Annotated in this window: 21 protein-coding genes and 1 pseudogene; 9 read left to right on the plus strand and 13 right to left on the minus strand. The window is 65.0% G+C overall.

The window, feature by feature from the left end; translation table 11 throughout:
- Positions 1-12 precede the first annotated feature (12 nt).
- Positions 13-930: an oxygenase MpaB family protein gene (locus ACQCSV_RS03705; protein WP_354154750.1), complete on the minus strand. Its 918-nt coding sequence runs from the start codon at positions 928-930 to the stop codon at positions 13-15.
- Between the two features lie 165 nt (positions 931-1,095).
- Here ACQCSV_RS03705 and ACQCSV_RS03710 point away from each other — a divergent pair, with 165 nt between their 5' ends.
- The 3 genes from ACQCSV_RS03710 to ACQCSV_RS03720 all read left to right on the plus strand — a co-directional run bounded on the left by ACQCSV_RS03710 (position 1,096) and on the right by ACQCSV_RS03720 (position 4,162).
- Positions 1,096-2,499 (plus strand): M23 family metallopeptidase, encoded by a 1,404-nt coding sequence (locus tag ACQCSV_RS03710; RefSeq protein WP_354154749.1) that lies wholly within the window; start codon positions 1,096-1,098, stop codon positions 2,497-2,499.
- 81 nt (positions 2,500-2,580) lie between these two features.
- Positions 2,581-3,108 carry a glutathione peroxidase gene (locus ACQCSV_RS03715; protein ID WP_354154748.1) on the plus strand — a complete coding sequence of 176 codons (528 nt, stop codon included), beginning with the start codon at positions 2,581-2,583 and terminating at the stop codon, positions 3,106-3,108.
- A gap of 121 nt (positions 3,109-3,229) precedes the next feature.
- A complete protein-coding gene (locus tag ACQCSV_RS03720) occupies positions 3,230-4,162 on the plus strand; it encodes a phosphodiesterase (protein WP_354154747.1) in 933 nt (310 codons plus the stop codon).
- Between the two features lie 76 nt (positions 4,163-4,238).
- Here ACQCSV_RS03720 and ACQCSV_RS03725 read toward each other — a convergent pair whose 3' ends face one another.
- Entirely contained in the window at positions 4,239-5,654 is a 1,416-nt protein-coding gene (locus ACQCSV_RS03725; protein WP_354223715.1) for a stealth family protein, read from the minus strand.
- Between the two features lie 282 nt (positions 5,655-5,936).
- A complete protein-coding gene (locus tag ACQCSV_RS03730) occupies positions 5,937-6,866 on the minus strand; it encodes a hypothetical protein (RefSeq protein WP_426939167.1) in 930 nt (309 codons plus the stop codon).
- A 139-nt stretch (positions 6,867-7,005) separates the two neighbouring features.
- Between ACQCSV_RS03730 and ACQCSV_RS03735 the strand changes: the two genes are divergently transcribed.
- Positions 7,006-7,305 carry a type II toxin-antitoxin system VapB family antitoxin gene (locus ACQCSV_RS03735; RefSeq protein WP_181577293.1) on the plus strand — a complete coding sequence of 100 codons (300 nt, stop codon included), beginning with the start codon at positions 7,006-7,008 and terminating at the stop codon, positions 7,303-7,305.
- Positions 7,298-7,963: a LytR C-terminal domain-containing protein gene (locus ACQCSV_RS03740; RefSeq protein ID WP_354154744.1), complete on the plus strand. Its 666-nt coding sequence runs from the start codon at positions 7,298-7,300 to the stop codon at positions 7,961-7,963. Before ACQCSV_RS03735 ends, ACQCSV_RS03740 begins: the two co-directional genes overlap by 8 nt.
- Positions 7,964-8,037: 74 nt before the next feature.
- Here the strand turns inward: ACQCSV_RS03740 and ACQCSV_RS03745 are convergent, their stop codons facing one another.
- A complete protein-coding gene (locus tag ACQCSV_RS03745; protein ID WP_354223677.1) occupies positions 8,038-8,679 on the minus strand; it encodes a TetR/AcrR family transcriptional regulator in 642 nt (213 codons plus the stop codon).
- A gap of 63 nt (positions 8,680-8,742) precedes the next feature.
- Entirely contained in the window at positions 8,743-9,450 is a 708-nt protein-coding gene (locus ACQCSV_RS03750) for a DsbA family oxidoreductase (RefSeq protein WP_426939168.1), read from the minus strand.
- Positions 9,451-9,635: 185 nt separating this feature from the next.
- On the opposite strand from ACQCSV_RS03750, the gene ACQCSV_RS03755 reads away from it, so the two are divergent.
- A complete protein-coding gene (locus ACQCSV_RS03755) occupies positions 9,636-10,754 on the plus strand; it encodes a glycosyltransferase family 4 protein (protein ID WP_354223673.1) in 1,119 nt (372 codons plus the stop codon).
- Positions 10,755-10,769: 15 nt separating this feature from the next.
- A complete protein-coding gene (locus ACQCSV_RS03760) occupies positions 10,770-12,917 on the plus strand; it encodes a glycogen debranching N-terminal domain-containing protein (protein WP_426939169.1) in 2,148 nt (715 codons plus the stop codon).
- 22 nt (positions 12,918-12,939) lie between these two features.
- Here ACQCSV_RS03760 and ACQCSV_RS03765 read toward each other — a convergent pair whose 3' ends face one another.
- The 5 genes from ACQCSV_RS03765 to ACQCSV_RS03785 all read right to left on the minus strand — a co-directional run bounded on the left by ACQCSV_RS03765 (position 12,940) and on the right by ACQCSV_RS03785 (position 17,670).
- A complete protein-coding gene (locus ACQCSV_RS03765; protein WP_354154737.1) occupies positions 12,940-13,473 on the minus strand; it encodes a GNAT family N-acetyltransferase in 534 nt (177 codons plus the stop codon).
- A 95-nt stretch (positions 13,474-13,568) separates the two neighbouring features.
- Positions 13,569-14,564: a sugar phosphate isomerase/epimerase family protein gene (locus tag ACQCSV_RS03770; RefSeq protein WP_426939170.1), complete on the minus strand. Its 996-nt coding sequence runs from the start codon at positions 14,562-14,564 to the stop codon at positions 13,569-13,571.
- Position 14,565: 1 nt separating this feature from the next.
- Positions 14,566-15,783 (minus strand): Gfo/Idh/MocA family protein, encoded by a 1,218-nt coding sequence (locus ACQCSV_RS03775; RefSeq protein ID WP_426939171.1) that lies wholly within the window; start codon positions 15,781-15,783, stop codon positions 14,566-14,568.
- A 10-nt stretch (positions 15,784-15,793) separates the two neighbouring features.
- Positions 15,794-16,915, minus strand: a complete 1,122-nt coding sequence (locus ACQCSV_RS03780) for a Gfo/Idh/MocA family protein (RefSeq protein ID WP_426939172.1) — start codon at positions 16,913-16,915, stop codon at positions 15,794-15,796.
- Complete coding sequence (locus tag ACQCSV_RS03785) at positions 16,912-17,670, minus strand: sugar phosphate isomerase/epimerase family protein (protein ID WP_426939173.1); 759 nt, start codon at positions 17,668-17,670, stop codon at positions 16,912-16,914. Before ACQCSV_RS03785 ends, ACQCSV_RS03780 begins: the two co-directional genes overlap by 4 nt.
- A 173-nt stretch (positions 17,671-17,843) precedes the next feature.
- Between ACQCSV_RS03785 and ACQCSV_RS03790 the strand changes: the two genes are divergently transcribed.
- Positions 17,844-19,055, plus strand: coding sequence for an ROK family transcriptional regulator (locus tag ACQCSV_RS03790; protein ID WP_426939174.1), 1,212 nt, complete (start codon positions 17,844-17,846; stop codon positions 19,053-19,055).
- Positions 19,056-19,061: 6 nt separating this feature from the next.
- Here ACQCSV_RS03790 and ACQCSV_RS03795 read toward each other — a convergent pair.
- A pseudogene (locus ACQCSV_RS03795) lies at positions 19,062-19,787 on the minus strand (D-2-hydroxyacid dehydrogenase family protein).
- A gap of 186 nt (positions 19,788-19,973) precedes the next feature.
- Here ACQCSV_RS03795 and ACQCSV_RS03800 point away from each other — a divergent pair.
- Entirely contained in the window at positions 19,974-21,170 is a 1,197-nt protein-coding gene (locus ACQCSV_RS03800; RefSeq protein WP_354154731.1) for an MFS transporter, read from the plus strand.
- A gap of 224 nt (positions 21,171-21,394) precedes the next feature.
- Here the strand turns inward: ACQCSV_RS03800 and aceB are convergent, their stop codons facing one another.
- Entirely contained in the window at positions 21,395-23,047 is a 1,653-nt protein-coding gene (aceB, locus tag ACQCSV_RS03805) for a malate synthase A (RefSeq protein ID WP_354154730.1), read from the minus strand.
- A gap of 100 nt (positions 23,048-23,147) precedes the next feature.
- On the minus strand, positions 23,148-24,464 hold the full coding sequence (gene aceA / locus ACQCSV_RS03810; protein WP_185262477.1) for an isocitrate lyase: 1,317 nt from the start codon (positions 24,462-24,464) through the stop codon (positions 23,148-23,150).
- Positions 24,465-24,560: the final 96 nt, after the last annotated feature.

Here is a 24,560-nt window from a genome sequence, read left to right on the forward strand (position 1 = left end):
CAGCTGTCAGGGTCAGCTGCCCGCATAGCCAAGGCGGCGGAGGCGCTCCCGGGCCGCCTGCTCGCTGGGTCCAGGCCCGCGTCCAAGGGCAAGATGTACGACGCCGAGAGTCGCCTTCGTTGCCAGCCTCACGGGGAGCGGGAACGGCCCCAGCCGGGGGGCCTGGAGCCCCAGCATCAGGCGGTACTTCGGTTCCAGGCTGTAGACGGCGCCGGCGAAGATGATCCGGTAGCCAGGACGCAGCAACGGGTGCAGCGGCGGGTTGCGGATGAACTCGATGGTCTCGGCAACCCTGCTGTCCGCGACCAGCTCACCGTTGTTATACCAGCGGTCGAGTTGCTCCCGCATTTCTGCCTCGCTCAGGGGTGGATCCCCTATGCCCATCAGTCGCCCGGCCTGGGCCCACTCGCGCACATAGGCGTCCGGGCCGCCGGGGATCGCGGCACCCCAGATTTTGTGGGCCGCGAGGAAGGCGTCCACGAACGCGATGTGGACCCAGCGGGCGAGTTCCGGATCGTTGGCCGAGTAGCTCCGCTCGCTGCCGTGCCCGTCACCGTAATTTCCCTGAACAGGCTCGTGCAGGCGACGGACCCTGGCGGAAGCCTCGTCTGCGGCGGTCTGCGGGCCATAGGTGACAGTGAAGATCCAGCGGATGGTCCGGGCCAGCCGGCTTAGCGGATCTGCGCGGAAGTCGGAGTGCTCGTGGATTCCCGCCAGCGCTCCCGGATGCAAGGCCTGCATCAGGAGCGCGCGGACCCCAGCCACAATGGTGGTCATGGAGCCGTGCACCGCCCAGACGGCCGAGCCGGGCAGGTGATAGCCGGCGTCGTCCCCGTCGGCTAGCCGCGGAACCCACGCGGGCGGGCCGTCCGTGCTGCCGGTGAATACCCGTTTGATTTCGCCCTGCCATTCCCTGAGGAAATTTCGCATGCCACCATTCTCTCCCAGAACCCGGCGGGCATGTTTTGATGTGGATCCACATAATATCCGCAGCCGTACCGGCGCGGGGGTTCACATGCACGGGGCTTTGTGGTCCCATGAAGTGGTAAAGTCCGTCTGGATCCGGGGTCTGGCGGGCCAACCCGGGAGTAGCGAGTGGGCAATCATTGGGGATCCGGCCGGGCGAAGGAGCCTGCGGGCGGCTGCGTCGTGGCTGTGCGCGTCCTGGCCGCCAGTGCCGTTGTTGCCGCGTCACTCTTCGCCGTTGGATTCCCTGGAACGCCCCCCATTGAACACAGCCTGGCTGCGCCTGTCGGTGCCGGCCACGCTGGCCTGCCTGGGCTGGCCGGTGCTTTCATGACGGACAGCCGGGCCTTGGTTCCGTTCAACCGCACACTGGTCAGGACCATCGCCAAGGGCGGAAGCGCTCGGCTCAATGTGGCCTCGGCCGGGCTCACGCGCCCGCCGGAGGGGTCCCTCATGGCGCCCCTGGAACTCCTCATCCCAAGCTCTCCTTTCGGGTTCAGGGTCAGCCCGATCACCGGTGCGGGCGGCGACTTCCACCTGGGCCAGGACTTCGCTGCAGGCTGCGGCACCAGGGTCTATTCGGCCGACGCCGGCGTGGTCAGGGCCGCCGGCTGGCACCCCTGGGGCGGCGGGAACCGCGTGGAAATAGACCACGGCAACGGGCTGATCACCACGTACAACCACCTGGAGGCCGTCGCAGTCCGGACGGGGGATTCCGTACAGGTGGGGCAGGTCATTGCCCGGGTAGGCACTACCGGATGGTCCACGGGCTGCCATCTGCATTTCGAAACCATCCTCCACGGCAAGCACACCAGCCCGCTGAACTGGACACTCCTCCCTATTCGTCAGGTGGACATGCTCGCGGACATAACCATGGTCAGCTATGACGTCAAGTCCGCAGCTGACGGCGCGCAACGCTGGGCCATCCCGGTCGCCGAGGACAACAGCCACACGGTCCTTGGCGGCGAAGAGGAACTGTCCGCGGCGCCGCCGCCAGTGCAACCACCGGCGGTCACGGCGAAACCGCAGGATGCGGCACTCACGGAAGGGCCGTCGTCGGACGCTACGTCGTCTGAATCCGCGCCGCCGGACCCCAAGGCGTCGGAAACTGCAACTGCAACTGCAACTGCAACTGCAACTGCAACTGCAACTGCGACACCGACAGCAACAGCAACAGCAACAGCAACCGAAACGGCGACGGAACCAGCCAGTTCGTCGGCGTCAGCCTCCACGACGTCCTCCTCGCCCGCGACGACGCCATCGCCGACGGGAACCTCAAGCGCCGCGCTGCCAAGAACGTCCCCGACCCCCACTGTCTCCAGGTCGTGGCCGTTCATGCCTACCTCGCGCACAGCGCCGGCACCGGCGCCAGCGGTGGAGCCACCGGCCACAACGAGTACAGAGTCCTCGGCGGAAACAGCGTCGTCCTCGCCTACAGCTACAGCTACAGCTACAGCTATAGCTACAGCTACAGCTACAACCACCGCCACGCCTGGTGACATCGAAACCGGGTCCGAGCCGGCGGGACCCTGACGGGAAACTCCCAGACTGTACCCGTACCCTTGATGGTTGGCAACGAATCACCTGCATGACCAACCTTTCAAGGACGGCGCTGTGACAGACCTGTACACCATTCCCCTCACCCTCAACGACGGCACCGAAACCGATTTCGACCGGTTCAAGGGCAACGTGGTGATGGTGGTGAACGTGGCGTCAAAGTGCGGGTTCACTCCTCAGTACGCGGGCCTCGAGACGCTCTACGAGAAGTTCCGCGACCGCGGCTTCGACGTGCTCGGAGTCCCGTGCAACCAATTCGCCGGCCAGGAGCCAGGCAACGACAGCGAGATCGCCGAGTTCTGCGAGCGGAATTTTGGTGTCACCTTCCCGCTGACGGCCAAGGCCAACGTACGGGGCAAGGACCAGCATCCGCTCTATGCCGAGCTGACGAAGTTCAAAACCAGTGTGCTGCCCGGCCTGGTGAAATGGAACTTCGAGAAGTTCCTGGTCGACCGCAAGGGTGAAGTGGTGGCGCGCTTCGCGCCCACGGTCGAACCGGACTCCGCAGAGGTTATCGATGCCATAGAAATGGCACTGGCCGAACTTGACGGACCGGCGCCCACAACTGGACTTTCCAGGCCTTAATTCTTAAGTTTTTCCAACTTGGCCGCAATAATTTACCCACAGTTTGCCAATTGTCTGATTGGATAATAGTTACTGAAGGGTAGAAGGGAAACGCCGTTTCCCACCAACCACAGAGGCAGCAATGAAGCACATCGAGGCCGAACACCCCCGGCCACGCCACTTCCTTCTCCACCTGAGCGATCCCCACTTGTTGGGAGGTCCGGATCCCCTTCACGGCGCAGTCGACAGCGAAGCAAAGCTCATTCAGCTTTTCGAAGAGGTCAGGGCTTCCGGTGCCCGGCCCGAGGCCGTGATCTTCACGGGCGACCTCGCTGACCGGGGCGACCCTGAAGCTTACGCAAAGCTCCGGGCAATCGTCGATCCCGCCTGCGAAGACATGGGCGCCCAAGTCATCTGGGCGATGGGCAACCACGACAACCGCGCCAACTTCCGGACCGGGCTGCTGGACGAGCAGGCGAGCGATGCGCCGGTCGATCGAAGCTACTTCATCAACGGCCTGCGCATCATCACCATGGACACCTCGGTCCCCGGCTACCACCACGGCGAGCTAAGCCCGTCACAGCTGGGGTGGCTCACCCGCCAGCTGGATACCCCGGCCCCCGACGGCACCATCCTGGCGCTCCACCATCCGCCGGTCCCGTCGGTCCTGGACCTTGCCGTGCTCGTGGAACTGCGGGATCAGGCAAGCCTGGCCTCTGTGGTCCGCAACTCCGACGTCCGGACCATTCTGGCCGGGCATCTGCACTACTCGACCACCGCCACCTTTGCGGGGATTCCTGTCTCTGTCGCCTCGGCAACGTGCTACACCCAGGATCTCAACGTCGCCGTCGGCGGTACCCGCGGCCGGGACGGCGGGCAGGCCTTTAACCTGGTGCACGTCTACGAGCACACCATTGTCCATTCCGTGGTTCCGCTGGGCAGCGCGGCCACAGTAGGCGAGCATGTCACCGCGGAAATGACTGCCGAGCGACTGGCCGCCGCGGGCGTCAGCATCCCTGACCACGCGAAAACAGGAGGCGTCAGGAAGGTGGCCCTTCCCTACCACGCTATCTAGCCCTGATCGGCGGCAGGGCATGAGCCCCAACGCCGGTGGACTAACGCCAGCGTGCCTGCCGTTGGTCCACCCATCCTCAGTGTTCCCAGGGCGCCTTGATGGGGTAGTACTTCTCCAGGAAATCGGTCACGATCTCGGCGCGCTCGTCCGCCGGGACCTCGGGGAAGCTGCCGTCGTTGAGGCAGAAGAAGTCCATGTTCCGCTTCGCCAGCAGCTTGGGCAGGTAGTTCAGCCCGGCGCGGGCGGTGGTGTCCACGTAACGCACCTTGGCTGCGGTTTGGGTGACCGCGCGGCCTGTGAGCAGCGCGTAGTAGTGGTAGAAGGAATTGGTGACCGAGATGTTGTCGGCGGCGCGGAACCTGCTGCCCGCCGTCTTCTGGAATTCGTCCGGGAACTCACGCTCCATCCTGGCCACAACGCTGCGTCGCAGCGGGGCAGCGGTGTGCTCGAGGTGCCGTGTGGTGATCCGCCCGAAGCGGTTCCAGAGCAGCTTGCGGTTGACTCGGGCGGCGTTCTCGAAGCCACTGCGCTCGGCATCGTTATCGCCCAGCCCGATCCGGGTCTCGGCTTCGATGAACTTGGTGACGCCACCCGGTGTGAAGAATATGTCCGGGCCCACGGGCCGGCCGAAGAACATGTCGTCATTCGAGTAAAGGAAGTGCTCGGAGAGGCCCTCGATGTTGTGGAGCTGGCATTCAACGGCCTGTGAATTGTGCGTGGGCAGCACTGTGGGATCGGCGAAAAATTCCTCGCTGCGGACGATTGTCACTGACGGGTGGTCGGCGAGCCACTCCGGGGCGGGGGAGTCCGTGGCGATAAAGATGCGGCGGATCCAAGGCGCGAACATGTATACCGAGCGCAGGGCGTATTTTAGTTCGTTGATCTGCCGGAAGCGGGCTTCGTTGTCGTCGCCTTCGCCGAGAACCACACCCTTCTGCTGGGCGCGGCGGGCCGCGATGTAGTCGGGCGAGCTGCCGTCCACCCATGAGAAGACCAGATCGATGTCGAAGCTGATGTCGCTGGCGTGATCTGCGAACATGTTCTCGATGGTGGGCCAGGTGTGCCCGTACCGTTCAACCGTCCCGCGGACAGCGTCCTGGGACTGCATGGTGCGGCGGGTCAGGGAGTTTTCGATCGGGAGGATCAGCTGGTCGCCCTCAAAGCTCCAGAGCTCAATCTGGACGCCGGCGGAGGAACCGAACTCGAAACCGCCGTCGGGCTCAACCCGTGGACGGTAGAGGCGGAAGATACGGGCCTGGCGGTTGGGGGAAAGGTCCCCGTCGGCCACCAGCACGGAGGATTTCTTTTTCGCGTCCACGGTCATGGAGTAGACTGGTTCGTTGCGGCAGGCCTCCACCAAGGCTGCCCGCAGCTTCTTGCGGTCCTTCCAGTCCAGGGCGATGACCGGGCGGTCGTTGTTGCCCCGGACCAGCAGGTAGTCCAGGCCTTCGCCCGCGAGGACACCACGCAGGAACAACAGGTCCTCAACCATGGCCTGGTACGGCGTCCGGTTGTGGTTGATCAGGGCATACCTGCCCTTGTGTCGGACCACGTCAGGCCGGTGTTTGAGCCGCGCCTCAGCGGCCGGAGATGTCACCTCGGAGTGGGTGCGCGGTTCTACGGACGCCTGGCTGCCGTAGTAGATCTCGTCCTGGACAGGTGCTTCTGTAATGGTTGTCTCCGTCGCGGGTAAATGGTAGGCGTTCGTACCTGAATAATAGCGCGACCCCCATAACGGCAGGCCCCAAACGGGCGCCGCCGGCCGGGAACGGCCTTAGCTGGCCATTGCCTTCCGCCAGCTGAGCAGGAAAGCTGCGCCGACGTCGTCGTGAATGACATCTTCCCCAAGCCCCAGATCGGTGGCCGTCAACACGTCATAGGGTTTGACCGGAACGCCGTCCGCCGGGCGGACATCAACGTGCTTCACGGAATGGTCATTATGGTGGAGCCAGTCCGCCATCGCGTAGTCCGTGCGGGAATCACCCACGGTCCGCCAGGCCTGCGGCGTGATGCCCCGCGCTGCCAGCAACTCCACCGCGCGGCTGGCGCCGAGGTCCTTGCCCAGCCGCACCGACTCAATATCGGTGGAAATGATGGTGGGATCGACGCGGTAGTCCACATCGTCGTCGGAATTCGGTGCGTGGTGCTCCAGGCGGACCACGCCCATGCCGTGGCGGGCCATCAGTTCCATGGCATCGGAGTCGAAAAGCTTCTGTTCGGCCAGGTAATCGGTGGAGGGCACCTCGATGTGCTGCTCAACGGACACCATGGCGCGTTTGGTCTCGTCAAAGAACATGTGCTTGGAGTAATCCTCAGCCACGAGCCTGCGGACGTCATCGCCATAAGCCTTGGGCACGGCAAGGTCGCGGTCAACATGGACGGGGCCGGGCCCGGCAGCGGTGTAGCTGAACCACACGGCGCCCTTCTCGCAAATTGCGTGGATGACCGTCCCGGCGGGCATTCCGGCAGCGATCATCGGCTCCATGATCTGCCCGCGGATGAACGCATCGGAGCGGCCGGTATTGAAAATGACCGGAATTCCGGCGGTAGCCAGGGCCACAAGATCGGCAATGATGTCCGGTTTCACATCGCGGGTCACGGGGCTGGCCACGGGTCCGTCGACGTCGAGCAGGAGGGCGAGGGGCGGGGTGGACGGCAGGCGGACGCCGGGCGTGGTGGCGGCAGGGAATTCGGGTGCAGTCATGGCTCCATTGTGTCAGCCGGAGGGCCCCGATCCTGCGCCGGCGGTGCAACGTCCGCGGCATGTGACAGTTTGGCTACAACCTTGGGATGCTGCGGGCCGGACACTTCTCTTGGGGCGCCAAGCTGCCTAGGGTGGCATGGTGATATTCAAAGCTGTGGGCGAGGGACGCCCGTATCCCGATCATGGTTTCAACACGCCCAAACAGTGGGCATCGCTGCCGCCCCGCCCTGTCCGTCTGGACGAACTGGTGACCACCAAGCGGACGCTGGACCTGGAAGCGCTCCTGGCTGAAGATTCCACCTTTTTCGGCGACCTCTTTCCCCACGTGGTGCAGTACCAGGGAATCCTGTACCTGGAGGACGGCCTGCACCGCGCCGTCCGGACAGCCCTGCACCAGCGGACCGCCATCCATGCCCGAGTGCTGGTCATAGATGGCTAGGAAACCAAAGGACGCCAGCGTCCTGCACGGCCACCATGTTGTCACCGGCTCCGAACTGCGGGCCACCTTTGAGGCTGCTGGCGACCACGACGATCCGGTGCGGTTGCGCCGCCGCGTGGTGCATGGCGTGGTTCTGGTTTTGCTGCTGGGCCTCATTGCCGGCGCCATTATCGTTGCGCTGGCCATAATGAACGGACAGCTCAAGCTTCCGACGACGGCGGGCAGCGATGAGTCCCGGGCCACCTGTCCCGGGGTCACCTTTGACTACACCCCCAACGAGAAAATCAACCTCAACGTCTACAACTCCACCAGCCGTCCCGGGTTGGCCCGCTCTGTGGCAGACGAATTGCTGGTCCGGAAATTTGTGGTGGGGGCCGTGGCCAACACGGAGGCCGGGTTCCGCGGCGTGGCTGCGGTGGTTTCCGGGGCTGCCGGGCAGTCTGCCGCCTTCAGCGTCCAGCGGAACCTGCCGGGCTCCGACTACTTCCAGGATGGCCGGACGGACGCCAGCGTTGACATCATTCTTTCCAGCGATTACCGGGAGCTCGCCGCCGTGGACCGCGTGGACCAGACGCCGGGGAAGCTTAGCTGCCCGCGTGAAAGCCGGCGGATCGCTGACGACGCCAAGTGGCCGGTTATTCCGACGGCGGGCCCCTGACCTGCCGTTGCTCTATCACGTCTGGTTGCTAAACCAGGCGGATGACGACCGGAGGTGATAGAGCAACGCAGGGGTTACGTCAAGGGGAGGCTAGCGCGCAGGGGTGCGCCGTCGTGGTCGAACCTTGCTCCGGCGCCCAGTTGGATGAACCGCACGGTGCGGGCGGCCCGGGCCTCAAGGTCGGCGGGCTCGTTGCTGCCGCGTGCGGCGCTGGAGGAGAGCGTGCCGTGGATGAGCTGTGCCTGCTGGCCAATGTCCGCTTGCGGCAGGTACCCCTGCGCCATAGCGTCCCGGAGGATGCCCTGCAGAAGGACGCTGAGTTCACCCACGTGGCCGGCCAGTTTGGCAAAGGACGACGGCGACAGCACCGCCGCCATCGCCGGTCCGGGCGGGAGGTGGCGGCGGCTGAGGTCCTCCACCTGGGTGCGCACGTACAGGGCCAGCCGTTCGACGGGGTTCTCGAGAGTGTTCAGTGACTCACGCAATTCGGCAAGGAACCGCTCCGTCTCATCCAGGGCGTAGGAGATCAGCAGCTCTTCGATGTCCGCGTAATAGTTATAGACGGCGGTGCGCCCCACCCCGGCATGCCGGGCGACGTCTGTCATGGTCAGTCCGGGCAGTCCGTGCGTGAACAGGAGTTCCCCGAACGCTGTCAGGACCCGGCGTTGAGTCTCGGCGCGTTGTGCGGCGTTGTTGGCCGCCGAAATCCTGGGCATGCAGACACTTTACCGCGATGTGTCAGTAAACTGATCGGCAGGCCCGGTGTAGTCCCGGATCGTTCAGACCGCGCAGCCTTCCGGGCCGCAGGCCTCGCCGTCGTTGCCGTTCGCGGAGTTGACCAGAACCAGGGGGTTTGTCTCCTGCCAGGCCTGGTGTAGCGCCGCAGTGAACGTTTCGGCCGGCTGGGCACCGGAAAGGCCGAACTTGCGGTCAATCACGAAGAAGGGCACGCCAGTGATGCCCAGGGCGCGGGCTTCCTCGAAATCGAAACGGACGTCGTCGGCGTATTTGTCCGTGGTGAAGAGTTCGGCGACTGCATAGGTGCTGAGGCCCAGCTCCTGGCCTAAAGCCGTGAGGTATTCGGCGTTGCCGATGTCCTTGCCGTGCTCGAAGTGGTCGCTCAGCAGGCGTTCCTTCGCGACATCCTGCTGACCGTGCTCGGCCGCGAGGTGGATCAGGCGGTGTGCGGTGAAACTGTTGGCCACCACCACCTGGTCGAACCGGTAGTCCAGGCCTTCGCCAGTGGCCTGCTCGGTGACGTGCTCAAACATCTGCGAGACCTGCGCCGGAGCCATGCCCTTTCGCGTGCTCAGGTACTGCAGCTCCGTGCCGTCATAGTGCTCGGGGAGGGTTGGGTCCAGCTGGTAGCTGCGCCACTTCACCTCCACAGCGTCGCGGTGCGGGAACTCGGCCAGGGCGGCCTCGAAGCGGCGCTTGCCGATGTAGCACCACGGACACGCGACGTCTGACCAGATCTCAATCTTCATGCTTGCCATAACTGTGCAGGTCAGGCGCCCATTCCCCGCCGGCAGTGTCGGATCTGTCACACAGGGGCTTGAAATGGGGCCCCTCGCGGGGCGATAGTCGGAACAACGGGTTAAGCAGAAGCCGCACTGAATAAACTTCATCGCCACGTCTGAGGGCGTGGCATGTAATTCTCCCGGAGGCGAGCATGCGGATAGGACTTGTTGCGGCACCATGGATTCCGATTCCCCCGGCCGGATACGGAGGCATCGAGAGGGTAGTTGACTCCCTGGCCCGAGGATTCCTCGCGGCAGGGCATGAAGTGTTGCTGGCCGCAGCGTCGGACAGTACCTGCCCGGCGCCCCTGGTGCCGGGGATGAGACCATCCGAACCAGCTGAAATGGGTTTTTCGCTCTCAGAGCTCAGCCATGTCATCAGGGCTTATGAAGGGCTGGGGGACGTGGACATCATCCATGACCACACCCTGGCCGGGCCGCTGGTGGCCCGGAGGTGGTCGCACGCACCCGTGGTGACCACCATTCACGGTCCTCTCATCCCGGCGTCGGCCCATTTGTACCGCGCGATGGCTGCCGACACAGCCATCATTGGAATCTCACGTGACCAGGCTTCCCGTGTGCCGGATGTCCCGATCACCCGCGTGATCCATCATGGAATGGACGTCCTTGCCGTCCCGGTCGGCTCCGGCACAGGCGGCTACGTCTGCTTTGTCGGCAGGATGTGCCCGGACAAGGGCGTGCTTGAAGCCATCCGCATCGCGCGCCAGGCAGGAATCCCGCTGCGCCTTGCAGCGAAGATGCGTGAACCGCAAGAGCTGGAGTACTTCCACTCCGTCATTGAACCGCTCTTGGGCTCCAACGAGGTTTTCCTCGGCGAGCTCGGGGACACTGACAAGTACCGGCTCATGGGCGAAGCGATGGCGTTCCTGAATCCCATCCAATGGTCCGAACCGTTTGGACTGGTCATGATCGAAGCCCTCTCAACGGGCACCCCGGTAGTGGGAACTCCAATCGGATCCGCCCCTGAGATTGTGGACCACGGCAAGACCGGATACCTGGCGCCGACGGATCAGCTGCACACCCTCCTTCCCCTCGCCGCAGCGCTGGACAGATCGCACTGCAGGGACCGGGCAGCCAAGCTGTTCAGCACGGAGAGGATGGTTGGCAACCATTTGGACCTCTACGCAAAGCTCGTGGAAAAGAGCCAGGCGGCAGGGGTTCCGGATGATCCCCGCGTGGATCAGAATCAACTACGCGGAGCAGTTTTCCGGGCGCCGGGACCGGACCCCATTTTTATCCGGCGGCCCTGAGGAAGGAGCGCATCCATGACTGCTTGGAATGCCGACACGGAAGCCGATGTCGGCGGCGCCGGCGCTGTGACCCTGGTGGAGGGGTCTTCCTTCTGCATCAGCTCCCACAGCGGAGACATAAGCCCCGAGGGCGGAACCAACGGCGCGTTCTATCGAGATACCCGGATTGTGTCCCGGTGGGTCCTGCGCATCAACGGCGCTCTCCGGGAGCCTCTGGTGGCACAGCGGCCGGACGCGTTCGAGGCCGCCTTCGTGGGCCGCGCTAAGTGGCCGGACGGCCGGTTCGACAGCCCGCTCGTAGTCCGTCAGCAACGCCACATCGGACCGGGTCTGCAGGACGACATCACTTTGGAAAACTATTCTGCGGAGGCCGTCGACTGCGAGATCGAACTGCAGGTGGATGCAGACCAGGCCGACCTTTTCGATGTCAAAGGCGGCCGTCCGATCAATGAGGACAGCCTGACGCGGACCATCAAAGGCGCAGAACTCCTGGTCGAGACCGTCCGGAACGGGCAGCGCCGCGGCTCTGCGATCAGGGCCGCCGGCGCCGAAGTCAGCGTTGAGGCGCTGAGGTTCCACGCGCATATCCCGGCAAGAGGCAAGTGGTCCACCAGCGTCATTGTGGTGCCCCTGATTGGCGGTGAGGCCCCGGATGAACCCTTCACCGAAGGGGGCCTGCCCCGTCACCGGACGGGCGTGCAGCGGCACCTGGCGTGGGAGGAAAACGTCCCGCGCATCTCTGTCGGGGACCGCAATATTGAGGAAACCCTGCAGCGCAGCCAGTCCGATCTGGGGTCACTGCGGATTTTCGATGCCGAGCATCCTGACCGTGCTGCCGTGGCGGCCGGTGCACCTTGGTTTATGGCGCTGTTTGGCCGCGATTCGCTCCTGTCCTCCTATATGTCACTGCTGGTGGACTCGACGCTGGCGGTGGGGACCCTGCAGACCCTGGCGGCCCTCCAAGGCACGAAAGTCGATAACGATTCCGAGGAACAGCCGGGCCGTATCCCGCACGAGGTGCGGCTGGGCGTGACGGCCGGCCTGTCTTTGGGCGGGACCGCATATTACGGCACCGCAGATGCCACCCCCCTGTTTGTCAGTGTCCTCGGCGAGCTCAGCCGGTGGGGACTGTCGGACGAAGTTATCGATTCTCTTCTGCCGCACGCAGACCGGGCCCTGGAGTGGATTGAAAAGTACGGGGACCGTGACGGTGACGGTTTTGTGGAGTACCTTCGTCCGAACACGCATGGGCTGGTGAACCAGGGTTGGAAGGATTCCTGGGACGGGATCAACTTCGCGGACGGGCGGATAGCTCAGCCTCCCATCGCCCTTTGCGAAGTCCAGGGTTACGTTTACGCCGCCTATGTGGGACGATCCCTGCTGGCGCGCTGGGCCGGGGATGCTGAGACAGAGCACCACTGGGCCGATCGGGCAATCGCCCTGAAGGAGGCTTTCAACGAAAAGTTTTGGCTGCCGGACAGGGGATACTTCGCGATCGCGCTGGACAAGGACAAGACCCCGGTTGACGCATGTACTTCAAACATGGGCCACTGCCTGTGGGTGGGCATCGTTGACGAGGAAAAGGCCTCGTCAGTAGCGGAGCGCCTGATGTCCCCCGAACTGTTCAGCGGCTGGGGGATCCGCACGCTGGCTTCGGACATGGGCGCCTACAACCCTGTCAGCTATCACAACGGATCGGTGTGGCCGCACGATACGGCCATCGTGGCCACAGGGCTGATGCGCTATGGATTTGTTGATGAGGCCATGAAGATCGCCAGCGGAATCCTGGACGCCGCAGAACACTTCGACGGCCGGTTGCCGGAGCTGTTCTGCGGGTTCGACCGGTCCGAATTCCACGGCCCCGTCCCCTACCCCACGGCATGCTCGCCCCAAGCCTGGGCCGCTGCAGCTCCCATTCAACTTGCCCGGATCATGCTGCGCTTCGACCCGGACTTCACGCGCAACGTGGTCCATCTGGCACCGATCCTCCCGGAGAAAATCGGGGACTTCAAGGCCGAGAACGTCCTGCTGGGGACTTCGCGTGTGGCCATCAGCGCGCGCGGGAGGGAGGGCCGCATCGACGGCCTCCCAGCGCGGCTGAAGCTGCTGAAGGAAGCGCGTCCGCCCCTCGACGAACGCCTGGGCGGACGGGCCGGCGACTAGCGGCAGGTTTCCCGGTGGACGCTTAGGGCACGGCGCGTTCCATCACGAAATCGTGCTCCACAGTGGTCCCCAGCCGGAAGGATTTGCTCCCCACCTTGCGGAAGCCGGACTTCTCGTAGAAACGGATGGCCCTGGCATTCTGACTGTTTACGCCCAGCCAGATTCCGGCCGTGCCGGCAGCCGTGGCTGCCTGCAGGCTGGCGTGCATCAGCTCGGCCGCGGCGCCGAGCCCATGGTGGTCCGGATGGACGTAGCATTTGCTGAGCTCCATGGAGGGCAGGACTTTCAACGAAAATGCCACATCCGCGTCCTCCGCCGGCCGGTTGACGAGCAGGCTGTAGCCGCGGAGCGCGCCGTCGGCGTCGATGACCAGGATTGTGACATCAGAATCCGCCATGTACTCCCGGAAGTGCCGTTCGCTGAGCGTGTTGGCCACGTGAGCGGCAATGTCCTCCGCTGACGACGACGGCGGGCAGGCCAGCGGGAAGGTGACTGCCGCCAGTGCGGCGAGCGGGCCGGCGTCGTCCGGTATGGCCTTTCGGATTGTGTGGGTCATGCAGGGATTCTACGTGCGCTTCCTACGGGTTTTTGTCCAGATAACGTCCTCAAAAGGCACTTTTGCTCTTGTTATCTGGACAAAAACTCCTGACCTTACTGCTTGAACGCGGCGTCGAAGGAGGTGTTCGACGGCGGGAAGTCATACTTCTTCAGCGCTGCGAGGGCTTCGGGGGCGCCGTGGAGGCGGTCCATGCCGGCGTCTTCCCATTCGACCGAGATGGGGCCGTCATAGCCGATCGCGGCCAGGGCACGGAAGGACGATTCCCACGGGACGTCGCCGCGGCTGGCGGAGACGAAGTCCCAGCCGCGGCGGGGATCGCCCCACGGCAGGTGCGAACCCATCACGGTGTTCCGGCCGGTGGGGCGGAGCTTGGTGTCCTTGCAGTCGACGTGGTAGATCCGGTCCTTGAAGTCCCAGATGAACGAGACGGGGTCGATGCCCTGCCACATGAAGTGCGACGGGTCCCAGTTCAGGCCGAACGCTTCGCGGTGGCCGATCGCCTCGAGGGTGCGGACGGTGGTCCAGTAGTCGTAGGCGATTTCGGACGGGTGGACTTCGTGGGCGAAGCGGACCCCGCATTCGTCGAAAACGTCCAGAATGGGGTTCCAACGGTCCGCGAAGTCCTGGTAGCCGGCCTGGATCACGGCGGCGGGGACCGGCGGGAACATGGCGACGTACTGCCAGATGGAGGAGCCGGTGAAGCCGACGACGGTGTCCACGCCGAGTGCCTTGGCGAGCCGGGCCGTGTGCTTCATTTCCTCGGCGGCGCGTTGGCGGACGCCCTCGGGATCGCCGTCGCCCCAGACCTTCGCGCCCACGATCGCTTCGTGGCGGAAGTCGATGGGGTCATCGCACACGGCCTGGCCCTTGAGGTGGTTGGAGATGGCCCAGACCTTGAGGTTGTACTTGGCCAGGACGGCGAGCTTGGACTCGACGTACCCGGGTTCGTCCCAGCGCCAGGCGTCCAGGTGGTCGCCGGAAACGGCGATTTCCAGGCCGTCGTAGCCCCAGCCGGAGGCGAGGTGCGCGACTTCCTCGAAGGGCAGGTCGGCCCACTGACCGGTGAACAGGGTGTACGGGCGGGGCATGTCAGGCTCCTTCAGAAGCAGCGGTCAGGGCTGTCGGCGTGCCGGCCGGGGCGCCGGCCAGTTGGATGATGGAACTTTTTGCGGCGGCGGACTCTTCAATGGCGTTCAGGATCCGCTGGACGGTGAGGCCGTCCTCGAACGACGGCGAGGGCGGGGTTCCGGTGCTGATGGCGGTCAGGAAGTCGCGGATTTCGTGGGTGAACGTGTGCTCCCAGCCGATGATGTGGCCCTGCGGCCACCACGCTTCAAGGTACGGGTGCTCGGGCTCGCTGACCAGGATCCGGCGGAAGCCCTGCTCGCGGGCAGGCACGGTGGCGTCCAGGAATCCCAGTTCGTTGAGGTTCTCCAGATCGAAAAGGATGGCGCCTTCGTCGCCGTAGATTTCCAGCTTGAGGGAGTTCTTCTGGCCGGTGGCCACCCGGGAGACCTCCACGGAGGCGATTGCTCCGGAGGAGAGGGACAGCGTTGCCCAAGCGGCGTCATCGACCGTTACTTCCTCCAGTCCGGCAGCTCCGGGACGCTGCGTAGTGAACGTGTGCGTCCGGCCAGACACTTCGGTGACGTGGTCCCCGAGCAGGAACAGCACCTGGTCGATCGCGTGGGAGGCGATGTCCCCGAGCGCCCCCGAGCCCGCGGTCTCCCTTTTGAGCCGCCACGTCATGGGTGCTTCGGCGTCAGAGAGCCAGTCCTGCAGATACGCGGCACGGACGTGCCGGACGGTACCTATCCGGCCTTCTGCGATGAATTCCTTCGCCAGGGCCAACGCGGGCACCCGCCGGTAATTGAAGCCGATCATCGACTGCACACCCTGGGCCCGGGCTGCCTCGGCGGCCGCCGCCATGGACTCAGCCTCGGCAAGGGTGTTGGCGAGCGGCTTCTCCACCAGAACATGCTTGCCGGCCTCAAGCGCGGCGATCGCGATTTCGGCGTGCAGCCAGCCCGGGGCGCAAATGTCAACGATGTCGATGTCATCGCGTTCGATGACCGTCCGCCAGTCTGTGGACGTTTCAGTCCAGCCGTACTTCCCGGCGGCCGCGGCAACTTCGGCGGCATCCCGGCCCACCAGGACCTTCTGCTCAAACGCCGGGACATCGAAGTAGCTGGCGACGTTCCGCCACGCGTTCGAGTGGGCTTTACCCATGAACGCATAACCGATCATCGCCACACCCAGTTTTTTGAGTTCCGGGCGCGGATTTATCGCTGATTCGTGTGAGGTCATGGTGGGGTTCCTAGAGGGTAGCGACTTCCGGCGCCCAGTCCTCAGGGAGGGCTGGGGATGCCGGAGCAGAGCTTTCGACATCCACGAAAGTTCCGGATTCCATGGATTCGGTGATTGAGACCATGGAATCCAGGACGTGGTAGGCCAGGTCGCCGGTGGCGCGGTGCGGCACCCCGGCGCGGATGGAGCGTGCCATGTCCAGGACGCCCATGCCGCGGCCGTTGGCGGGTCCAGTCGCCGGGACGGTAGTCCAGTCCTCGTCCCCTGCGCGCCAAAGCCGGATGTCGCCGTCGAAATTGTTGGGGTCCGGCAGCGACAGGGTGGCCTCTGTGCCGGTGATCTCCACGAAGCCCATCCGCACGCGGGGGGACTCGAAGGAGAAGACGCTATGGGATGATGCGCCGCTTTCGAACTGGGCCATGGCGGACACATGGGTGGGCACATCGACGGTGAATTCCTCGCCGGCCTTGGGCCCGGAGCCGATGACGCGGACCTTCCTGGACTTGGATCCGACGGCGGCCACCTTGCGGACGGAGCCGAACGTCTGGACCAGCGTGGTGAGGTAGTACGGGCCCATGTCGAAGAGCGGCCCGGCTCCGGTCTGGAACAGGAAGGCCGGGTTTGGGTGCCAGGATTCCGGACCGGGGGTCTGGAATGTGGTCATGGCCGTCAGCGGGGTGCCGATGTCGCCGCGTTCGATCAGCCGGCGGGCGGTCTGGAGGCCGGCGCCGAGGAAGGTGTCCGGGGCGCAGCCGAGGCGGATTTCGGCGGCATCGGCGGTTTTGAGCAGGCCGAGCCCGGACGGGCGGTCCAGGGAGAAAGGCTTCTCGGTCCAGACATGCTTGCCGGCATTGACGGCGGCCGTGGCCACTTCCACATGCGCCGCCGGGATGGTCAGGTTCACGATGATTTCGACGTCGGGATGGTTCAGTGCCGCGTCCACGCCGCCCCACTCCGCGATGCCGTATTCCTTGGCACGGGCTTCGGCGGCTTCCTCAAAGAGGTCTGCGATCACGTGGACTTTGAGGTCGGGGAAGACGGTGAGGTTGTCCAGGTATGCCTTGGAGATGTTGCCTGCGCCGATGACGGCGACGCCCACCGGGCCGCGGCGGGTCGATGCTGCGTGGCTCATGCGCGTGCTCCAGCCGGGCCGGTTGCCTGTGCGGCATTGAGGTAGGCGAGGCTCTCGGCGATGCCTTCGAAGATGTCGCCTGCATAGTCGTCGAACTCCACCACGCCCACTTCCAGGGATTTTGCGGCGGCGATGACGGCCAGCACGGCGACCTTGCCCTGACCCGCCGGCTGCTGCGCCTTAGTGTCGGTGTTGAGTGGTCCATCCTTGATGTGGATGAATTTCACCCGGTCACCCAGGCGCTCCAGCACCGCCACCGGGTCTTGGCCACCCACGGCAACCCAGTAGGTGTCCACTTCGAGGACCAGTTCTGGGTCCAGGAGGTCCGCGAAGTACTCCAACGCAGTACGGCCCTCGATGGTTGATTCAAGTTCCCACTGGTGGTTGTGATAACCCACGCGGATGCCGTATCCGACGCCCTTCCTGGCTGCGGCATTGAGGCCGGTGGCGGTGGCCTGGATGTCTTCGGCGGACTGCCAGCGTTCGGCCGGGATAAAGGGGTCGATGACGGTGGTGATGCCCAGCTCTTTCGCTGCCGCGAAGATTTCGTCCTGGTCCTGGCTGAGGAGCGGAGCGTGTCCGGATGGGGCGGTGAGGCCGTTTTCCTTCAGGGCGGCGCCGAGTTCCTTGGCCGTCGCCACGAAGTTGTAGGGCTCAACCTGGGTGAAGCCGATCTCCGCGACTTTGCGGATAGTGCCGGAAAGGTCCGCCTGGATCTGGTCCCGGAGCGTGTAGAGCTGGATCGAGTACTTCATTGGTTCTCCTGATTGCAGACGAATCCACGTTGACTGGGTGCTGCCGTACTGAGGCGATGCCACTTCCACTAAAGCTAGAATGACTTTTGCCGATGGTCAAGCAAAAGTTGCTCGGATGTCGATATTCTTTATTTCGCGTGACACGCAGAAGTTTCATGTGTTATTCATGATCCATGAGCCTCAGCCCCGAAACCGAGCACGCCGCCCCAGACCACGGCGGCAGCCTGGCGCGCGCCGGCGACCTCTTTCAGCTCCTGCGGGACGGCAAGGCCCGGACGCGGGCAGAGCTGGCCCTGACCACCGGATTGGCACGTTCCACAGTGGCCGCGCGCATCGACGCCCTGATCGCCTCCGGCCTGGTGGGCGTGGCGGGTGAGGCGAACTCCAGCGGCGGCAGGCCGCCGTCGCGCTTTGCCTTCAACCCGGCGGCACGCGCCGTCCTGGCCGTCGACGTCGGCGCCACCCACGTGATTGTTGCCGTCACCGATCTCAGCGGCCGGGTCCTGGCGGAGCGGCAGCTGGCACAGGATGTGGCTGCCGGCCCCGAGGCGGTGCTCGGCCGGGTGATTAAGGAGGGACGGGCGTTGCTTGAGCAGGCCGGGCGGGAACCCCGTGACCTCGCCGGCGTCGGGATCGGCCTGCCGGGGCCCGTGGAGCACGCCACCGGAAAGCCCGTCAAGCCGCCCATCATGCCGGGGTGGGACGGGTTCGACGTCGTCCCTTATGTCCAGCGTTCGCTGGCAGTTCCGGTGCTGGTGGACAATGACGTGAACATCATGGCGCTGGGGGAGCGGTCGGCGCACTGGCCGGACCACGGGAATTTCCTGTTCATCAAGGTTGCCACCGGCATCGGATCCGGGATCATCAGCAACGGTGAACTGCAGCGCGGCGCCAACGGAACGGCCGGCGATCTGGGCCACGTACGCGTGCCACGCGGCGATGAGGTGCTGTGCCGGTGCGGAAACCATGGCTGCCTGGAGGCGCTCGCGTCAGGACCGGCCCTGGCCGCTGAACTGGAGCGGCAGGGTGTGCCGGCGAGCAACGGCAGCGACGTGCTGCGGCTGGTGGGCGAAGGCAACTTGCAGGCTATCCAGGCGCTGCGCCAGGCGGGCCGGGATGTGGGCGACGTGCTGGCCACAGTAGTTAACCTGCTCAACCCGTCCGTCATTGTCATCGGCGGCAGCCTTGGCCAGGCCGGGGAACACCTGATGGCCGGCGTCCGCGAAGTGGTTTACCGGCGCTCGCTGCCGCTGGCAACCAGCCACCTGCGGATCGCTCTTTCTGTTGCCGGGGACCAGGCGGCGATTCTTGGTGCGAGCCAGATGGTCACGCAATACGTGTTGTCCCCTGCAGTCATTGAGGCGACGCTACAGGCGGCCGGCTAACCGCCTTTAGGTGGTAACCAGGCGGACCGGTGTTCCCTCCAGCCAGGCCATAACGTCCTCGAACGCGCCACCGTAGAACTGCCGGTAGCTCTCCGCTGTCACGTAGCCGAGGTGCGGGGACAGGACAGTGTTGGGGGCGCTGAGCAGCGGGTGGCCCGCAGGAAGCGGTTCCTGGTCAAAAACGTCGAGGGCCGCGCCCCGGATCCAGCCCTCGTTCAGAGCCCGCACCAGGGAATCCTGATTCACCAGCGGACCCCGCGAGGTGTTCACCAGGATGCCTTCCGGACCCCGGCCTCGGTAGCGGCCTCGTCGGTGAGATTCTGGCTCCAGGCGAGTACGTCCATGCCGAACGCCTGCCCGCACGCCGCGATCCGTCGCCCGATCTTACCCAGGCCCACGATGCCCAGGGTCTTGCCGGACAGCTCCATGCCCACGGACGTCTGCCACGTGCCGGCGCGTAGTGAGTTCTCCTCGGCCGGCATTGGCCATGCCGGTGGTGACCAGCAGCTTCAGCCCCGGGAGCCGTTCCAGCACGGTGCGGGGGAACGGGGTCCGCTCACGCATCGCAATGACGATCTGATAGTCGGCCAGCGCGGCTGCCAGGGCGTGTTCGGACTGGAAGGGCTCGCGGAAGACGGACGTTGCCACACCGGACCCTTCCAGAGAGGCCCAGTCGGCAAAGGCATGCGCAACGTCCTGGTAGTCGTCGAGGATGGCAAGCCGTTGCTGCATGTGAAGTTCCTTCGTCCGACGGGTGCGGCAGCCCGACGGTGTGGCTCAATATCCCGCACGTTGGGGCCGGCCGGTGTGAGCTTCATCGTATGCCAGAGCGCCATGACGCGGCCTGCGGCTTCCGGCACAGCACGGCGTGGTAGCAATGGAAGTGATGAAATCCTATTTAGCCACCGCTGAATCCTCATGAGCGGACAGTTCCTGGCCAAAGTTCCCAAGGGCTGGATCCTGCTCGCCTGCCTCGGACTGCTGGCGCTGAACCTGCGCGGGCCCTTCGTCGCCGTTGCCCCGGTGGTTGACCTGATGCAGGCCGACCTCGGATTTACCCCCGTGATGCTGGGCCTGCTGACCAGCATCCCGGTGCTGTGCTTCGCGCTCGCAGCATCGCTGGCGTCACTGACCACACGGAAACTCGGCGCGGAGTTCGCCGTCTCCCTCACCATCCTTGGCGTCCTGGCAGGCGTGATTGTGCGCTCGGCGGGCGGCCCGGGACCGGTGGTGGTGGGCACGGTGATGATCGGCCTGGCCATCACGGTGGGCAACATCGCGGTGCCGTTGATTATCCGCCGCGACTTCTCCCCGTTGCACCAAGGGACCGCCATGGGTGTGTACACCGCGGCGTTGAATATCGGGTCATTCCTGACATCGATGGTCACGGCGCCCCTGGCTGAGCTGGCCGGTTGGCGGGTGGCCCTGGCCGCCGTGGGCATCCTGGCCGTGATTGCCATCGTCTTCTGGACCCTCGCCGTGGGCGCCCGCACCGCGTTTGTGCCCTCCCGCACCGTGGTGGCCGGCGGGCAGGAGCACCCGGCCGTCAAGGGGTCCGGCTGGATTACCGCCGGGCTCACCGCAGGCTTCGCCGGGCAGGCGTTTTCCTACTACGCAGTGACGGCGTGGCTGCCGAGCTACCTCAACGACGAGCTCGGCATGTCCGCCTCGGCGGCCGGGGCAGGGTCATCGTTGTTCCAGATCTTCGCCATTGTTGGCGGCCTGGGAGTGCCGTTCGCGGCCAAGTATTTCAGTACGACGACGACGGCAGTCACCGTGGGGTTGTTGTGGACGGCCGTGCCGGCCGGGCTGCTGCTGGCGCCTGAGCTGTGGTGGCTGTGGTCCACCTTCGGCGGCATCGCGCAGGGCGGCGGGATCACGCTGATTTTCATCGCCATCATCAAGCTGGCCCGGGACCAGCTGTCCGCGGGCCGGATGTCCGCCACGGTCCAGGGGCTCGGTTACTGCTTCGGTGCGGTAGCCCCACCGCTGGTGGGGTTTGTGCACGACACCTCCGGCTCGTGGACCCCGGCGCTGCAGGTGATCCTGGGGTCGGTGCTGATGTTCTTAGTCTGCACAACCCTGGCCGTGCGGCAGGTGCCGAAAGGACGCTGACGCGTCCCGCCGTCGTACGTCCCCCTGCTGATTTACCAACGCTCTCTCACTTAACGCAGCTTAACGGCCGACGCTCTCTCACCATCTTGAGGATAGCGAGAGAGCGTCGGCCGGTTCACACGGGGTGTTCCGTCGCCGGGCCGGCGCCCCGGATCTCGGGGATGCCTGTTGCGAAGGGCGTGCCTGCCCGGCAGACGGAAATCTATTCAGTAGCCTGCCGCAGCCTAGGCCGCGGAGAGCTCCTCTTTGGTTGCCTTTTCGCGGGCCTCGGTGAGGTAGCGGGCGTAGGCGGGGAGGGTCAGGAAGGACGGGAAGTCCTGGCCGAGGGTGACTTCCTCGAAGATGTCACGGGAGTCTTCGAAGCGGTCGCCATCGAAGCGTTCCAGGCGGGCGAATTCTTCGTCGAGCAGTTCCTCGATCCACTGGTGGGTGATGATTTCGCCGCGGTCTGTGATGGCGGACGCGAACATCCACTGCCAGATCTGGGAACGGGAGATTTCCGCGGTGGCGGCGTCTTCCATGAGGTTGTGGATGGCGACGGCGCCGTTCCCGCGGAGCCAGGACTCGACGTAGCGAATGCCTACCTCGATGTTGTTCCGGATGCCCTGCTCGGTGATAGTACCCTCGGTAGCGGCCACGTTGATGAGGGCGCGGTCGTCGGGGATGACGTCCTCACGGGTGCGGTACAGCTGGTTGGGACGTTCGCCGAGGGTGGCGTCGAACACTTCGCGGCAGACCGGCACGAGGTCCGGGTGGGCCACCCAGGAGCCGTCGAAGCCGTCGTTGGCCTCGCGGGTCTTGTCGGCGCGGACCTTCTCGAACGCGTTGGTGTTGGCGGCCTCGTCCTTGCGGTTGGGGACGGCTGCGGCCATGCCGCCGATGGCCATGGCGCCGCGCTTGTGGCAGGCACGGACCAGCTGTTCGGTATAGGCGCGCATAAACGGCTGCGTCATGGTCACCTGGGCGCGGTCCGGCAGGACGAACCGGGGTCCGCGGGTACGGAAATTCTTGATCAGGGAGAAGATGTAGTCCCACCGTCCGGCGTTCAGGCCCGAGGCGTGATCACGCAGTTCGTAGAGGATCTCCTCCATTTCGAACGCCGCGGTGATGGTCTCGATCAGCACGGTGGCTCGGATGGTGCCCTGCGGGATGCCCAACAGGTCCTGGGCGAGGATAAAGATGTCATTCCACAGCCGTGCCTCGAGGTGGTTCTCGATCTTGGGCAAGTAGAAGTACGGGCCCTTTCCCTGGGCCAGGAGGCGGCGGGCGTTGTGGAAGAAGAACAGGCCGAAGTCCACGATGCCGCCGGCCACGGGAGCGCCGTCGATGATCATGTGCTTCTCGGGCAGGTGCCAGCCGCGGGGGCGCACCACCATGGTGGGCAGCTCGCCGGCCGGGCGGAGGTTGTATTCCTTGCCCTCAGGACTCGTGAAGTCGATCCGGCGTTGCAGCGCGTCGGTGAGGTTAAGCTGGCCCTTGATGACGTTCCGCCACGTGGGGGTGGAGGAGTCCTCCATGTCAGCGAGCCACACCTTTGCGCCGGAGTTCAGCGCGTTGATGGTCATTTTCTTGTCCACCGGCCCGGTGATCTCCACCCGGCGGTCCTCCAGGCCAGGGGCCGGGGGAGCGACGCGCCACGACGGGTCGTTTCGGATGTCCTCGGTTTCGCGGAGGAACCTGGGGTCCTGGCCGGCGGCGATCTCGGCCCGGCGGGTCCGGCGTGCCTGCAGCAGTTCCTGCCGGCGCGCGGCCGTGGCGCGGTGCAGCTTGGCGACAAACTCCAGTGCATCCGGAGTGAGAACCTCGTCCTGCCGGCAAATGGGCTGCGCGGTCAAAGTGATCCCGTTGATGGTGAAGCTGTCAGTGAAGCTGTTCATGTCAGTCTCCTTGAATACCCCGTTGCTCTATCACTTTTGGTCGCCAAAACGGTCGGATGAGAACCAAAAGTGATAGAGCAATGGGTGGGAAGGCGGGAAGTTAGTGGAACTGGCCTTCTTCGGTGGATCCCACCAGTGCCAGGGTTGAAGCGTTCGGGTTGAGCGCAGTTGCAATGTCGTCGAAGTAGCCGGTGCCGACTTCGCGCTGGTGCTTTGTCGCGGTGTAGCCGCGGGACTCGGAGGCGAATTCCTTCTCCTGCAGCTCGACGTAGGCGCTCATGCCTTCACGGGCATAACCGTGGGCGAGATCGAACATCGAGTAGTTCAGGGCGTGGAAGCCGGCCAGGGTGATGAACTGGAACGTGAAGCCCATGGCGCCGAGTTCGCGCTGGAACTTGGCGATGGTGGCGTCGTCCAGGTGCTTGCGCCAGTTGAACGACGGCGAACAGTTGTAGGAGAGCATCTGGTCCGGGAAGTCAGCCTTGACGGCCTCGGCGAACTTGCGGGCAAGCTCCAGGTCCGGGGTGCCCGTCTCCATCCAGATGAGGTCGGAGTACGGGGCGTAGGCCTTGGCGCGGGCGATGCAGGGTTCGATGCCGTTGCGGACCTTGTAGAAGCCCTCCGGGGTGCGTTCGCCGGTGACGAATTCCTTGTCGCGGGGATCGACGTCGGAAGTGATCAGGGTGGCTGCCTCGGCGTCGGTGCGGGCGATGACCACCGAAGGGGTGCCGGCGACGTCGGCGGCCAGGCGGGCGGCGTTCAGGGTGCGGACGTGCTGCTGGGTGGGGATGAGCACCTTGCCGCCGAGGTGGCCGCACTTCTTCTCCGAGGCGAGCTGGTCTTCCCAGTGCACACCGGACGCGCCGGCCTGGATCATGGATTTCATGAGCTCGTAGGCGTTCAGCGGGCCACCGAAGCCGGCCTCGGCGTCGGCGACGATCGGCACCATCCAGTCCTCAACGGTCTGGATGCCTTCGGAGAATTCGATCTGGTCGGCCCGGAGGAGGGCGTTGTTGATGCGGCGCACCACGGTCGGAACCGAGTTGGCCGGGTAGAGGGACTGGTCCGGGTAGGTGTGGCCGGAGTTGTTGGCGTCCGCGGCGACCTGCCAGCCGGAGAGGTAGATGGCGCGCAGGCCGGCCTTGACCTGCTGCACGGCCTGGTTGCCGGTCAGGGCGCCCAAAGCGTTGGTGTACCCGCCGGTCTTGTGCTCTTCGGTGAGCTGCTTCCAGAGCTTCTCGGAACCACGGCGGGCCAGCGTGTGCTCTTCGGAGACCCGGCCGCGGAGCTTGACGACGTCCGTTGCCTTGTAGTCACGGGTCACACCTTCCCAGCGGGGGTTGGCGGCCCACTCGAGCTCCAGGGCGGCGGCCTGCTCTTCGGGCGTCTGCTGGGTGGGCTCAAATGCTGCAGTCATCGTTGTCTCCTTGATTGAGCTCCGGGTGGTAATCCGCCGGCCGGAGCTGCTTCGTTGCAGTTCCGGCCGGCTACCCCGGTGCGGTGTTTCTTTCCG

Origin of the sequence: Pseudarthrobacter sp. S3 (assembly GCF_050156905.1) — a bacterium.
Classification (GTDB): domain Bacteria; phylum Actinomycetota; class Actinomycetes; order Actinomycetales; family Micrococcaceae; genus Arthrobacter.